The organism is Bacillus sp. FJAT-42315 (genome assembly GCF_002797375.1).
GTDB lineage: Bacteria > Bacillota > Bacilli > Bacillales > Domibacillaceae > Bacillus_CE.
In genome coordinates, this window is record NZ_KZ454942.1 from 59,661 (window position 1) to 73,161 (window position 13,501).

At 43.2% G+C, this 13,501-nt stretch carries 8 protein-coding genes, 8 tRNA genes and 2 rRNA genes; 1 reads left to right on the forward strand and 17 read right to left on the reverse strand.

The genetic code is table 11. The features are described 5' to 3' along the window. Nucleotides 1-1,490 precede the first annotated feature (1,490 nt). The 6 genes from glmS to sigW all read right to left on the reverse strand — a co-directional run bounded on the left by glmS (nt 1,491) and on the right by sigW (nt 8,230). A complete protein-coding gene (gene glmS, locus CEF22_RS17860; RefSeq protein ID WP_100404126.1) occupies nt 1,491-3,293 on the reverse strand; it encodes a glutamine--fructose-6-phosphate transaminase (isomerizing) in 1,803 nt (600 codons plus the stop codon). A 407-nt stretch (nt 3,294-3,700) separates the two neighbouring features. After that, complete coding sequence (gene glmM, locus CEF22_RS17865) at nt 3,701-5,050, reverse strand: phosphoglucosamine mutase (RefSeq protein WP_100404127.1); 1,350 nt, start codon at nt 5,048-5,050, stop codon at nt 3,701-3,703. A gap of 37 nt (nt 5,051-5,087) precedes the next feature. Next, nucleotides 5,088-6,071: a CdaR family protein gene (locus CEF22_RS17870; RefSeq protein WP_100404128.1), complete on the reverse strand. Its 984-nt coding sequence runs from the start codon at nt 6,069-6,071 to the stop codon at nt 5,088-5,090. After that, nucleotides 6,064-6,900 (reverse strand): diadenylate cyclase CdaA, encoded by an 837-nt coding sequence (cdaA, locus tag CEF22_RS17875; RefSeq protein ID WP_095478784.1) that lies wholly within the window; start codon nt 6,898-6,900, stop codon nt 6,064-6,066. Before cdaA ends, CEF22_RS17870 begins: the two co-directional genes overlap by 8 nt. Before the next feature lie 137 nt (nt 6,901-7,037). After that, the gene (locus CEF22_RS17880) at nt 7,038-7,646 is read right to left on the reverse strand and encodes an anti-sigma factor family protein (RefSeq protein WP_100404129.1); all 609 of its coding nucleotides are present in this window, start codon (nt 7,644-7,646) and stop codon (nt 7,038-7,040) included. A gap of 20 nt (nt 7,647-7,666) precedes the next feature. Continuing rightward, nucleotides 7,667-8,230: an RNA polymerase sigma factor SigW gene (sigW, locus tag CEF22_RS17885; protein ID WP_095478782.1), complete on the reverse strand. Its 564-nt coding sequence runs from the start codon at nt 8,228-8,230 to the stop codon at nt 7,667-7,669. Nucleotides 8,231-8,400: 170 nt separating this feature from the next. Between sigW and CEF22_RS17890 the strand changes: the two genes are divergently transcribed. Further along, nucleotides 8,401-8,577, forward strand: a complete 177-nt coding sequence (locus tag CEF22_RS17890) for an aspartyl-phosphate phosphatase Spo0E family protein (protein ID WP_100404130.1) — start codon at nt 8,401-8,403, stop codon at nt 8,575-8,577. A gap of 19 nt (nt 8,578-8,596) precedes the next feature. Here the strand turns inward: CEF22_RS17890 and rocF are convergent, their stop codons facing one another. From rocF to CEF22_RS17945, 11 genes are all read right to left on the reverse strand, one after another. Continuing rightward, nucleotides 8,597-9,496 carry an arginase gene (gene rocF, locus CEF22_RS17895; RefSeq protein WP_100404131.1) on the reverse strand — a complete coding sequence of 300 codons (900 nt, stop codon included), beginning with the start codon at nt 9,494-9,496 and terminating at the stop codon, nt 8,597-8,599. A gap of 156 nt (nt 9,497-9,652) precedes the next feature. Further along, nucleotides 9,653-9,725, reverse strand: a tRNA-Lys gene (locus CEF22_RS17900). Nucleotides 9,726-9,729: 4 nt separating this feature from the next. Next, a tRNA-Gln gene (locus CEF22_RS17905) sits at nt 9,730-9,804 on the reverse strand. A 63-nt stretch (nt 9,805-9,867) separates the two neighbouring features. Continuing rightward, nucleotides 9,868-9,952: transfer RNA gene (locus CEF22_RS17910), tRNA-Tyr, on the reverse strand. Nucleotides 9,953-9,965: 13 nt separating this feature from the next. Continuing rightward, nucleotides 9,966-10,041 (reverse strand) — tRNA-Thr (locus CEF22_RS17915). A 14-nt stretch (nt 10,042-10,055) separates the two neighbouring features. Beyond that, a tRNA-Val gene (locus tag CEF22_RS17920) sits at nt 10,056-10,131 on the reverse strand. Nucleotides 10,132-10,134: 3 nt separating this feature from the next. Next, nucleotides 10,135-10,209: transfer RNA gene (locus CEF22_RS17925), tRNA-Glu, on the reverse strand. A gap of 18 nt (nt 10,210-10,227) precedes the next feature. Next, a tRNA-Thr gene (locus CEF22_RS17930) sits at nt 10,228-10,300 on the reverse strand. 2 nt (nt 10,301-10,302) lie between these two features. After that, nucleotides 10,303-10,377: transfer RNA gene (locus CEF22_RS17935), tRNA-Asn, on the reverse strand. A gap of 6 nt (nt 10,378-10,383) precedes the next feature. Further along, nucleotides 10,384-10,499 (reverse strand): 5S ribosomal RNA (gene rrf, locus CEF22_RS17940). A gap of 66 nt (nt 10,500-10,565) precedes the next feature. Further along, a 23S ribosomal RNA gene (locus CEF22_RS17945) occupies nt 10,566-13,498 on the reverse strand. Between the last annotated feature and the right edge of the window lie 3 nt (nt 13,499-13,501).

The following is a 13,501-nucleotide window of genomic DNA, read 5'->3' on the forward strand; positions in this document are numbered from 1 at the left end:
CATAATGTTGAGAAGTTTATATTTTGAAGTTGTAATTCATTTTTATTCCAAGTTCCACTTGATTTTATTACCCCTTTAAAAATCCGTTAATAAATAGAAAATTTATATTGATGATTATTTAATATATATTAAAGTAGATATAGTCCTATCTTCACGCTCTAATTAAATTAAATTACATTAATTCACTTATTAAGAAAATATTGTTTTCAATAATAACATACTTCCTTTTAGTAACACCATCACTCAAATAAACAAACCCTTTTGTATCAAAAAAACTCCTTCAAACTCCCTTGAATCACATTTATCGAATGTACTTTGGAATATTTTTCTAATACCTTCAATCCCTTAATAAATTCTCCTTGTACCTGAATGTCGTATATAGATTTATTCTCTAAGCCTCTTGCAACCATACTCCCACCTATGTCTGAAGTAGCTCTTCTTCCATACTCATAGACTTGATTATCCATTTCAATCAAATCGAAGTTGTTCGTTGCACCTTCAACTTCTTCATCAAGCGTTAATTCATTTTGCTAGCTGCCATTATTGCTTTTGCTATGCAGAGTATACTTTTTCGCTTCTCCTGATTTCTCAGTTTGTACGATTTCGGGGTATGTAAATGAAATTTCACTATAAGGTATTTGTTTTTTTAACATTGGTGATTCTAAGGTTTGTGCCACCATTTAAACTCAGTTTAACAATCGCTTTAATTGTTATTGGCTTTGTAAATAACCAATCAAATTTTACCGACCCCGTATTGATAAATGTGTAGGCCACATTTTCAAATACTCTTCTTAAATCTTGATTGGAAAGTAACCAAACTAATTGATATAGAAAATTGTCTTTAGTGTATTTTCAATGGTACAGTGATGAAAAATCTAGATGAATTTTATTCGCTTCGTATTGCTCAATAAAATATTGTGGAAAGGAATTTGTTTCAAACAGTCGATAAAGTAAAAAGCGATTCGGTGCTAAAATACTTCGTACAACTTCAATCAACGGAAGAATATAGTTTTTGTTATTAGAAGAAACGGTAAAGCTGCGTGAGATATCTTTATCGCTTATTCCAAAGATATGTCATTCTCTTTCAGAAATCGTAACAGAATCCGGATAAGTTTTAAGCTCACTTTCTTCAGTCCTATTAGTAGATACTTTTACTATTTATATAGTGATGTTGAGTCCCTAAGGTAGGAAATGTCGCCAATCGACTAGTAATCTTTCAGTTCACTCCTTAGCCCTAAAACACGCATAAATTACCATTTTCTTATCTTGCAAAAAAGAAAAGCTAATCTAAATCAATTGTGCTTACTCTTTCTCTTTAAAAAGCCTGTTATTCAATTTAACCTATCGTTTGTTCATTATTTTTTATTTCATTTGTCTAAACTGCAAACTACTACCTTTTTCATAGTCCCCTAATTCAAAAGTACTGAAAATAAAAAACAACCTCTTAAGGAAATATTATCCTAAGAGGTTGTTTTTATCAAATCTCTCTCTTACTCCACCGTAACACTCTTCGCCAAGTTTCTCGGTTTATCGACATCACAGTTACGATGCAAGGCTGCGTAGTAAGCAATCAGCTGCAGCGGAATGATCGAAACGAGTGGTGTGAGTAGCTCATGCACTTCTGGGATGACGAAGCGGTCGTCTTCGGCTTCTAGGCCTTTCATTGAGATGATGCATGGGTTGGCACCACGCGCGGCTACTTCTTTGACGTTTCCGCGAATGCTTAGGTTGACGTTTTCTTGTGTCGCTAAAGCGATGACTGGTGTGCCGTCTTCGATTAGGGCGATGGTGCCGTGTTTTAGTTCTCCACCAGCGAATCCTTCTGCTTGGATGTAAGAGATTTCTTTTAGTTTTAGTGCGCCTTCAAGGCCGACGAAGAAGTCGATGGAGCGGCCGATGAAGAAGCAGTTGCGTGTTGTTGCTAAGTAGTCACGCGTAATTTGTTCGAATTCGTCTTTGGCGTCGCAAAGTACTTCCATCGCGTTAGCTGCGATGCCTATTTCTTTGGCGAGGTTGAATGGTACGTTTTCGCCGCGTGATTGAGCCGCTGCGTTCGCTAGGATCGCAAGGACAGCGATTTGGGCTGTATAGGCCTTTGTAGAGGCAACAGCGATTTCTGGGCCGGCATGAAGCAATAGCGTGTAGTCTGCTTCACGAGATAGTGTAGATCCAGGTACGTTTGTGATCGTTAATGCTTTGTAGCCCAGTTCTTTCGTTTTGACTAATACGGCACGGCTATCTGCTGTTTCACCGCTTTGAGAGATGAAGATGAATAATGGGTTCTCAGATAGTAATGGCATATTGTAAACAAATTCGCTCGCTACGTGTACCTCTGTTGGGATCTTCGCCAATTTTTCAATATATTGCTTTCCGAGAAGACCAGCATGATAACTTGTTCCGCAAGCAATAATATAAAGGCGATCCGCTTCGTTTAACGCCGTAAGGATCTCTTCATCGACTGTCAATTTGTCTTGATCGTTTCGATACGCTTGAATGATTTTTCGCATCACAAGTGGCTGCTCATCGATTTCTTTCATCATGTAGTGAGCATACGTGCCTTTTTCGATGTCGCTCGCATCTAGTTCCGCTGTGTAAGGTGCGCGCTCTACAACTTCACCGTCAAGCTTCTTAATTGTTACTTTCTCTTTTGTTACGATGACCATTTCTTTATCCATTAACTCTACGAATTGATCCGTCACTTGAATCATCGCCATCGCATCTGAAGCAACGACATTGAAGTCTTCCCCAAGTCCGACAAGTAGTGGGCTTTTATTCTTTGCGACAAAGATCGTTTCTTCCGTTTCACTATCTAAAAGAGCTAGAGCGTACGAGCCTTTTAATAGATTTAATGTTTTGCGGAAAGCTTCTTCTGTGTCTAAGCCTTCGCTTGCGAAGATTTCCACTAGCTGCACGATCACTTCTGTATCCGTATCACTTTGTAAAGCCACATCTAGCAAATATTCCTTTGTCAATTGTTCATAGTTTTCGATGACACCGTTATGAACAAGAGTAAAGCGACCAGATACGCTTTGATGAGGATGGGCGTTGTGCTGGCTTGGCGCTCCGTGCGTTGCCCAGCGAGTATGTCCAATTCCTGTTGTAGATTCAACATTTAGGTCGACGACTTTTCTTAAATCCGCAATGCGACCTTTTTCTTTAAACACATGAATGCCCTCTTCGTTTCTTACAGCAATTCCTGCTGAGTCGTAGCCTCGGTACTCAAGTTTTTCCAAACCTTTTAATAAAATTTCCTTCGTATCGTTTAATCCGATATATCCAACGATTCCGCACATGGATTGTTTCCTCCTTGAAGGAAAGCAGGCAATCAAGCAGAGCGCTCCGTTGCCGCTCTCCTCTTCTCTCTTTTTTCTTGGTTGTCGTTCCATTCCCTTTGTCCATAAGGTTACCCTTATGTTTTAAGGAAGGACTAACGATTGTACAACCTTCAACCGGGAGGCATCCGCCGAACGTTCGATAAACCTCCTCCTCGTCAACTAGCTAGGCTCTCTCCCGCTAGTTCAGGCGCTTTTCTTAAATTTTTTCCTTCGTCGTTTCACCCCTTTCAAAAAAATAGAAGTAAAACAGGATAATCATACACTACTCAAATTCCTCTAGTCAACTAACTTGTTGTAAATTGACCCATGCTATTAATAGCATATGAAAAAGAGACGCGCTTGGCGTCTCTTTTCATCTCATAAAATTACTCGTTTAATCCCATTTCTTCTCTTACAACAGCAGCAATTCGTTCAACATATGCTGTGCAGTGCTCTTCTGTGACCGCCTCTACCATCACACGAACGAGTGGCTCTGTTCCTGATGGGCGAACTAAGACGCGGCCATTGCCGTTCATTTCGGCTTCTACCGCTTCGATCGTTGCTTTGACTCTTTCGTTTTCTGTTACTTTATGTTTATCTGATACACGCACGTTCACTAAGATTTGCGGATACTTTTTCATTTCTGCCGCTAGCTCAGATAACGGCTTTTTCGTCATGTTCATAATGTTAACTAGCTGAAGACCTGTTAATAAGCCATCACCTGTTGTGTTGTAATCAAGGAAAATAATATGGCCAGATTGCTCTCCGCCAAGATTATAATTATGCTTTCTCATTGCTTCGACGACATAACGGTCACCGACAGCTGTTTGCACACTATTAATGCCTAGCTCTTCAAGACCTTTATAGAAGCCAAGGTTGCTCATCACTGTTGATACAACGACAGAGTCCTTTAGTTGGCCTTCTTTGTTTAAGTATTTCGCACAAATGAACATAATTTGGTCGCCATCTACGACATTTCCTTTTTCGTCGATTGCAATTAAACGATCGCCGTCACCGTCAAAGGATAAACCGATGTTTGCCCCTTTTTCTTTTAGGAAAGCAGCTAATGCTTCTGGATGCGTAGAGCCGACACCATCATTAATGTTAAGTCCATTTGGAGACGTTCCCATTGTCGAGATATCCGCTTCAAGATCCGCAAACAAATGAGTTGCTAAAGAAGAAGTAGCTCCGTGTGCGCAATCTAAGGCAATATGAATGTTAGAGAAATCTTCATCCACTGTTTGCTTCAAGTATTGAATATACTTTTGACCACCTTCAAAGTAGTCGTTCAGCTGGCCGAGATCTCCACCTGTTGGTCGCGGCAATGTATCTTCTTCTTTATCAAGTAGTGCTTCAATTTCTGCTTCTTGTTCATCCGTCAGCTTAAAGCCGTCGCCTCCAAAAAACTTAATGCCGTTATCTGCCACCGGATTATGAGAAGCCGAGATCATCACTCCTGCCTGTGCATCCATCGCTTTTGTTAAATAAGCTACACCTGGAGTAGAAATGACGCCCAGTCGCATCACCTCTGCTCCGATGGATAAAAGACCAGCAACAAGGGCTCCTTCAAGCATATGTCCAGAAATACGAGTATCTCTTCCTACCAAAACCTTTGGACGTTCTGCGTTCTTTGTTAATACGTAGCCACCAAATCTTCCTAACTTAAACGCCAACTCTGGAGTTAGTTCGGTATTCGCTACTCCTCTGACTCCATCTGTGCCAAAATACTTACCCATTGATTGATTCTCTCCTTTATTTCATCAAATAAAAAACTTATTCATCAGCTTTCTCTTCCGGCTTCGTTTCCGGACTTCCTTCAACTGAGACTTTCACTTTCACTAATTGTGGCGAGACAAAGTTTAAACCTTCGCCTAATTCAATCGGCACCTTAATGGTCGTATCCTTTGTTACATCAGATACATCAATCGGTACCATTAATTCTTCCATGTCATTAAGAATAGACTCTTGCCCATAAATCGTTAATTCGTCTGTTTCTGGTTCGATGGATGTAACCGTTACACCTTTTGGTGGAGTTCCTTTTGGAAATACATTCAGTTTGATTTTCTTACTTGGGTTCTTAACAGCGATCGAAACTTGTACAGTTTCTGGTTCTACTTTGACATCGAGCTTATTCAGTTCATTGTCGAGCACCCTAATTTTAGCTGTCCCTGTTGTTTCTTTATCCACCTTTTCCTTCACATCAAGCGTTGCTTTCACATAAACAATTTTACTAATCGCTTCTTTTGAACCCGTTATTTTAACGCGACGCGGATCAACGGATAGATCCTCTACTTGATACCCTTCCGCTAGCATATTGTCATTAAACTCAGGATCAACAATAAAGTAATTAGATACCTTTTCTTCAATCGTTATCTTCACTTTTTCAGGCTGAATCGTCACATCTAGCTTATCTGACAAGTTCTTATGCTTAATTCGCACAACGTGTTCTCCGATACTTAAATCCGTTAAATCGATAAACAACTCAAAATCCTTATTTTGCTTCGTCGATTGAACGATGCTTTTTGGACCAACGATTTCAACTTGGACTGCTTTAGGTATACCAGATACGAATAAATTTTCATTATCATAATAAGCCTGAACAGGTACCTCCGTAATAGTCTCCGTGTTCCCCTGTGCAGATTCATCCACTTTCTTCTTTAATTCAAAATCATCAAAGTTGACAGATGTATATAATAGAATCGCCAGCAAGAAAGCAACTACACGCATAAACCACGGGCTATCGATAAAATTATCCATTGCTCTTTCTCCCCCTCCAGCTCCACCGGTTCGAGAAGTCGCTTTTTTCAACAGTTAATAGGTCATGTTGCAACAGCTTCTTAAAATCTTCAGCTGATAAGTCACGATATAGATCCCCATTTTTAGCGATAGATACCGCTCCCGTTTCCTCTGAGACGACAATCGTGATGCTATCTGTTACCTCACTGATACCTAAAGCGGCTCTATGGCGAGTCCCCAATTCTTTCGAAATAAAAGGATTTTCTGAAAGCGGCAAGTAGCAGCCCGCTGCGGCAATCTGGTTCTTCTGGATAATAACTGCTCCATCATGAAGCGGCGTATTCGGAATAAATATATTGATTAACAACTCCGATGATATTGTTGAATTCATCTCAATCCCTGTTTCAATATAGTCGTTCATACCGGTTTCCCTTTCAATAGAAATGAGAGCCCCGATCCGTCGCTTCGCCATGTAACCAACCGATTTCACAAGTGCGTCTATCATATTCAGCTGATCTTCATCCTCTTGCGAAATCGTTCGAGAGAAAAATCTCCCTCGCCCAAGCTGCTCAAGAGCTCGCCTTACTTCTGGCTGGAAAATGATAATCACCGCTAGAAATCCCCATGTTAACGCTTGTTGCATGATCCAGCTTAATGTATCAAGCCCTAGCAACCCACTCACGCTTCTGATGATCACAATGACGAAGATTCCCTTTAATAATTGAACCGCTTTTGTACCTCTTATAATCATTAACAATTTATAAACAACAAACCATACAAGCAATATATCTAATATGTTAGATAAAGAATCTAACAATGAAAAGTTATCAAAGTAAGTTAAAAACGGCATATTACATCCTCCAATAATGTAATTACTATAGCCGTATAAGGGCTGTATGTTTCTCTTAGCCAATATATTATAGCATAATCTACCCTAAAACGAAAAAAGAAGCGAAACCGCTCCTTACATTGAGATATGTTTATTCCTTAATTAAATATCACAGCTACAGTTTTCTTCATTTTGTACCATACCCACCCAAACACTTCATCTATCTCTTCTATTTCTCCTGAAACCTTTCCAGCGGATGCCATGTATTTATCACCATTAATCACCGTGACGTTTCCTTCAACTTCTCCTTCTATTCGAATATCCCCATTTTCCACAACGAGATCTCCTTTGATCGTCTCTCCTTCTGGAACAATGACCGTATGATTTTCTACCTTTAACTGATCATGCTTTGTAAAGGCGAAATTGTCTGCTTCCTGTTGCCATAGGGAGAAAAATCCCCCCGTCATTAACGCAAGGAACAGAGACGCTGCTGTAAAAAACGGGTGCTGTTGAAACCAGCGCTTCACTCCAACCGATTTGCCTTCTTTCGGTAGAGCGAAAAGCACTTTTTCCGTGAATCCTTCTGGTGCCTTAATATGCGAAGCACTTTGAACGAGGGCTATCGTTTTTTTCAGCTCCATAAAGTGCTGGTTGCAGTCTGGACAATCATCTAAATACTTCTTTAATTCTCTCTGCTGTTCGGCATCAAGCTCTCCATCTAGGTATCTATGCATAAATTGTACAATCTGTTTTGGACAAGAAGTCATTATCGCACACATCCCTTCGATTACAAATTCCTTAAATATTTTCGGAGCGTTTCTCTGCCTCGATGCACTCTTGTTTTCACAGTGCCTAAAGGCAGATCCAAAATATCTGCAATTTCCTGTAGCTGCAATTCTTCAATATACTTTAATACGATCACTGAACGATACTTTTCTGGGAGCTTTAAAATTGCTTCTTGAATCGTCCCTTGCAGCTCTAAATTTTCGACTTCTTCTTCAGGAAGATTCTCTGCTGAGGAAATTTGAGAATACATATTGAGCCCTTCTGTTCCAGCAATCTCTGCATCTAAATGATAATCCGGCTTTTTTTTACGAATGCGATCGATACACAGATTCGTCGCGATTCTATAAAGCCAAGTGACGAATTTCTTCTTAGGATCATAGGAGTGAATGTTAATAAAAGCTTTAATAAAAGCCTCCTGAGCCGCGTCCTCCGCCTCATGACGGTCCCACAACATTCGAAAACAGATTTGATACACTTGATCTTTATAGAGCTCTACAATCTCTCCAAAGGCATTTTGATCGCCTTTTAATACTTGCTTTATTCTTCTTTGGACAATTAACTCCATTACTTTTTACCTCCGCCCTGGCAGGTACCATTATATACGATTATGTACTTAAAAAGGTTTCAAAAAAAAAGCATATTTTTTATATGGAACTTTCTGAAACGAGTTTACATTTTTTTGAATACTGGTAAAATATACACGGAAGACTGTTAATGATGGGAGTTGAGATAAGGATGATCCTACTAGATAAGGATATTTTAACCGAAATTGAACATTGGCGAAATGAAATGATCTTATTAGCTATGGAAACATCTTTTTCAAATACAAAAGTACTTGAGATCAGCACAAAGCTAGATCAATTATTAAATCAGTATGAGCTAAATAAAGAACCGGAAGTCCGGCTTGATTAGCCAGAGCTTCCGGTTTTAATTATAATAACTTTTCTCCAAATAGTGAACCCATTAAAGCAACTGCTACAGCAGCTGTTTTATTTTTTTCGTCTAGGATTGGATTAACTTCAACAAATTCAGCTGAAGTAATGATTCCACTCTCCTCTAACAATTCCATCGCTAAGTGACTCTCGCGATAGCTAATTCCACCGATTACTGGCGTACCCACACCTGGTGCATCATTAGGATCTAGTCCATCAAGATCTAAAGACAGATGAACGCCGTCCGTTTTGTCCTTCAAGTACGCGATCGTCTCTTCAATCACTGCTGTCATTCCAAGGCGATCTACTTCATGCATCGTGTAAACTTTGATGCCTTGTTCTTTAATCAGCTCCTTCTCCCCTTCATCCAGAGAACGAGCACCGATAATAACGATGTTTTCTGGCTTCACTTTTGGTGCGTAGCCGTATAAGTTAGTTAAATCTTGATGTCCAAGGCCTAAGCTTGCTGCTAATGGCATACCATGAATATTTCCAGACGGAGATGTTTCCGCTGTATTTAAATCGCCGTGAGCATCATACCAAATGACGCCGAGGTTTTTATAATGTTTAGCAATACCAGCAAGCGACCCAATCGCAATACTATGGTCACCACCGAGCATAAGAGGGAAGCTACCTGAATCGATCACTTCATCTACTTTTTGAGCTAATCTTTCGCTTGCTTCTGTAACCGCTTTCAAGTTCTTTAAATTTGTATTTTCATCTTCAGTCGCATAATCCCTGCTAATTTCGATATCTCCACAATCTTCTACTTCAATACTTAAACTTTGTAGTCGTTCACAGATGCCTGCATAACGAATGGCGCTTGGTCCCATGTCTACTCCTCTACGAAGCTGACCAAGATCCATAGGAACCCCAATGATTGATACTTTTTTCTCCATGTATACCACTCCTCTATAGTTGCTGTTGTTATTTTACTAAAAAAAATTATATGACTCAACTCGACATTTTTCTGAATATTTATTCGTATCAAACAGTAAAAAAAGCTGTGTCATTAGATCGTTTAAACGATCTAATGACACAGCTTTTTTAGAGAGTGAGCCATGAAGGACTCGAACCTTCGACCCTCTGATTAAAAGTCAGATGCTCTACCAACTGAGCTAATGGCTCGAAATGGCTGGGCTAGAAGGATTCGAACCTTCGCGTGACGGAATCAAAATCCGCTGCCTTACCGCTTGGCTATAGCCCAATATTATGTAAAAAGAAAAAAAGACACGCATGATACATATGTCGATTTATATTATATAAAAACTGGTGGAGGGGGACGGATTCGAACCGCCGAACCCGGAGGGAGCGGATTTACAGTCCGCCGCGTTTAGCCACTTCGCTACCCCTCCACATATTTGAAACTGGTGCCGGCAAGAGGACTTGAACCCCCAACCTACTGATTACAAGTCAGTTGCTCTACCAGTTGAGCTACACCGGCTTATTAAATATTTATGGTGGAGGATGACGGGATCGAACCGCCGACCCCCTGCTTGTAAGGCAGGTGCTCTCCCAGCTGAGCTAATCCTCCAAATGGTGACCCGTACGGGATTCGAACCCGTGTTACCGCCGTGAAAGGGCGGTGTCTTAACCGCTTGACCAACGGGCCAGAAACTGACAAATAATAAGCTTCCAACCGGGCTCGAACCGGTGACCTCTTCCTTACCATGGAAGCACTCTACCTGCTGAGCTATGGAAGCAATGGCTCCGCAGGCAAGATTCGAACTTGCGACCGATCGGTTAACAGCCGATAGCTCTACCACTGAGCTACTGCGGAATGCTTGCCTGGCAACGTCCTACTCTCACAGGGGGAAACCCCCAACTACCATCGGCGCTGAAGAGCTTAACTTCCGTGTTCGGGATGGGAACGGGTGTGACCTCTTCGCTATCGCCACCAGACTATGAAGTTTGAAAGAGTTGTTCTTTCAAAACTGGATAATAAGTATTGTAACCTTGCAAATCGCCTAGGAAAAGTCCTCGATCGATTAGTATTCGTCAGCTCCACGTGTCGCCACGCTTCCACCTCGAACCTATCTACCTGATCATCTTTCAGGGATCTTACTAGCTTGCGCTATGGGAAATCTCATCTTGAGGGGGGCTTCATGCTTAGATGCTTTCAGCACTTATCCCGTCCGCACATAGCTACCCAGCGATGCCTTTGGCAAGACAACTGGTACACCAGCGGTGCGTCCATCCCGGTCCTCTCGTACTAAGGACAGCTCCTCTCAAATTTCCTGCGCCCGCGACGGATAGGGACCGAACTGTCTCACGACGTTCTGAACCCAGCTCGCGTACCGCTTTAATGGGCGAACAGCCCAACCCTTGGGACCGACTACAGCCCCAGGATGCGATGAGCCGACATCGAGGTGCCAAACCTCCCCGTCGATGTGGACTCTTGGGGGAGATAAGCCTGTTATCCCCGGGGTAGCTTTTATCCGTTGAGCGATGGCCCTTCCATGCGGAACCACCGGATCACTAAGCCCGACTTTCGTCCCTGCTCGACTTGTAGGTCTCGCAGTCAAGCTCCCTTGTGCCTTTACACTCTGCGAATGATTTCCAACCATTCTGAGGGAACCTTTGGGCGCCTCCGTTACTTTTTAGGAGGCGACCGCCCCAGTCAAACTGCCCGCCTGACACTGTCTCCCACCCCGATCAGGGGTGCGGGTTAGAAGTTCAACACAGCCAGGGTAGTATCCCACCAACGCCTCCACGTAAGCTGGCGCTCACGCTTCAAAGGCTCCTACCTATCCTGTACAAGCTGTGCCAAAATTCAATATCAGGCTACAGTAAAGCTCCACGGGGTCTTTCCGTCCTGTCGCGGGTAACCTGCATCTTCACAGGTACTATAATTTCACCGAGTCTCTCGTTGAGACAGTGCCCAGATCGTTACGCCTTTCGTGCGGGTCGGAACTTACCCGACAAGGAATTTCGCTACCTTAGGACCGTTATAGTTACGGCCGCCGTTTACTGGGGCTTCGGTTCACACCTTCGCTTACGCTAAGCGCTCCCCTTAACCTTCCAGCACCGGGCAGGCGTCAGCCCCTATACTTCGCCTTGCGGCTTCGCAGAGACCTGTGTTTTTGCTAAACAGTCGCCTGGGCCTATTCACTGCGGCTCCTCGGGGCTATTCACCCCAAAGAGCACCCCTTCTCCCGAAGTTACGGGGTCATTTTGCCGAGTTCCTTAACGAGAGTTCACTCGCTCACCTTAGGATTCTCTCCTCGCCTACCTGTGTCGGTTTGCGGTACGGGCACCTTTTACCTCGCTAGAGGCTTTTCTTGGCAGTGTGGAATCAGGAACTTCGGTACTATATTTCCCTCGCCGTCACAGCTCCGCCTTGATGATGACGGGATTTGCCTCGTCATCGGCCTAACTGCTTGGACGCGCATTTCCATTCGCGCGCTTACCCTATCCTCCTGCGTCCCCCCATTGCTCAAATGGTAAATAGGTGGTACAGGAATATCAACCTGTTGTCCATCGCCTACGCCTATCGGCCTCGGCTTAGGTCCCGACTAACCCTGAGAGGACGAGCCTTCCTCAGGAAACCTTAGGCATTCGGTGGAAGGGATTCTCACCCTTCTTTCGCTACTCATACCGGCATTCTCACTTCTAAGCGCTCCACCAGTCCTTACGGTCTAGCTTCACAGCCCTTAGAACGCTCTCCTACCACTGACATCTAAGATGTCAATCCACAGCTTCGGTGATACGTTTAGCCCCGGTACATTTTCGGCGCAGAGTCACTCGACCAGTGAGCTATTACGCACTCTTTAAATGGTGGCTGCTTCTAAGCCAACATCCTGGTTGTCTAAGCAACTCCACATCCTTTTCCACTTAACGTATACTTTGGGACCTTAGCTGGTGGTCTGGGCTGTTTCCCTCTTGACTACGGATCTTATCACTCGCAGTCTGACTCCCAAGGATAAGTTTTTGGCATTCGGAGTTTGTCTGAATTCGGTAACCCGATGGGGGCCCCTAGTCCAAACAGTGCTCTACCTCCAAAACTCTTCCCTTGAGGCTAGCCCTAAAGCTATTTCGGAGAGAACCAGCTATCTCCAGGTTCGATTGGAATTTCACCGCTACCCACACCTCATCCCCGCACTTTTCAACGTGCGTGGGTTCGGGCCTCCAGTAAGTGTTACCTTACCTTCACCCTGGACATGGGTAGATCACCTGGTTTCGGGTCTACGACCTCATACTCATTCGCCCTATTCAGACTCGCTTTCGCTGCGGCTCCGTCTTTCTGACTTAACCTTGCATGAAATCGTAACTCGCCGGTTCATTCTACAAAAGGCACGCTATCACCCATTAACGGGCTCTAACTACTTGTAGGCACACGGTTTCAGGATCTATTTCACTCCCCTTCCGGGGTGCTTTTCACCTTTCCCTCACGGTACTGGTTCACTATCGGTCACTAGGGAGTATTTAGCCTTGGGAGATGGTCCTCCCGGATTCCGACGGAATTTCACGTGTTCCGCCGTACTCAGGATCCACTCTGGAGAGAACGAAATTTCGGTTACAGGATTGTTACCTTCTCTGATGGGCCTTTCCAGACCTCTTCGCCTATCCCGTTCTTTTGTAACTCCGTGTAGAGTGTCCTACAACCCCAGAAGGCAAGCCTTCTGGTTTGGGCTGTTCCCGTTTCGCTCGCCGCTACTCAGGGAATCGCATTTGCTTTCTCTTCCTCCAGGTACTTAGATGTTTCAGTTCCCCGGGTGTGCCTTCAACTATCCTATGTATTCAGATAGAGATACTGTTCCATTACGAACAGTGGGTTTCCCCATTCGGAAATCTCCGGATCAAAGCTTACTTACAGCTCCCCGGAGCATATCGGAGTTAGTCCCGTCCTTCATCGGCTCCTAGTGCCAAGGCATCCACCGTGCGCCCTTTCTAACTTAACCTAA

Bases quoted from the DNA above. Each gene is read 5' to 3' on its own strand.
- rocF (WP_100404131.1), bottom strand. From the start codon at position 9,496: ATGGAGAAAAAAGTATCAATCATTGGGGTTCCTATGGATCTTGGTCAG.
- CEF22_RS17880 (WP_100404129.1), bottom strand. From the start codon at position 7,646: ATGACTTCTTGTCCAAAACAGATTGTACAATTTATGCATAGATACCTA.
- sigW (WP_095478782.1), bottom strand. From the start codon at position 8,230: ATGGAGTTAATTGTCCAAAGAAGAATAAAGCAAGTATTAAAAGGCGAT.
- glmS (WP_100404126.1), bottom strand. From the start codon at position 3,293: ATGTGCGGAATCGTTGGATATATCGGATTAAACGATACGAAGGAAATT.
- CEF22_RS17870 (WP_100404128.1), bottom strand. From the start codon at position 6,071: ATGGATAATTTTATCGATAGCCCGTGGTTTATGCGTGTAGTTGCTTTC.
- cdaA (WP_095478784.1), bottom strand. From the start codon at position 6,900: ATGCCGTTTTTAACTTACTTTGATAACTTTTCATTGTTAGATTCTTTA.
- glmM (WP_100404127.1), bottom strand. From the start codon at position 5,050: ATGGGTAAGTATTTTGGCACAGATGGAGTCAGAGGAGTAGCGAATACC.
- CEF22_RS17890 (WP_100404130.1), top strand. From the start codon at position 8,401: ATGATCCTACTAGATAAGGATATTTTAACCGAAATTGAACATTGGCGA.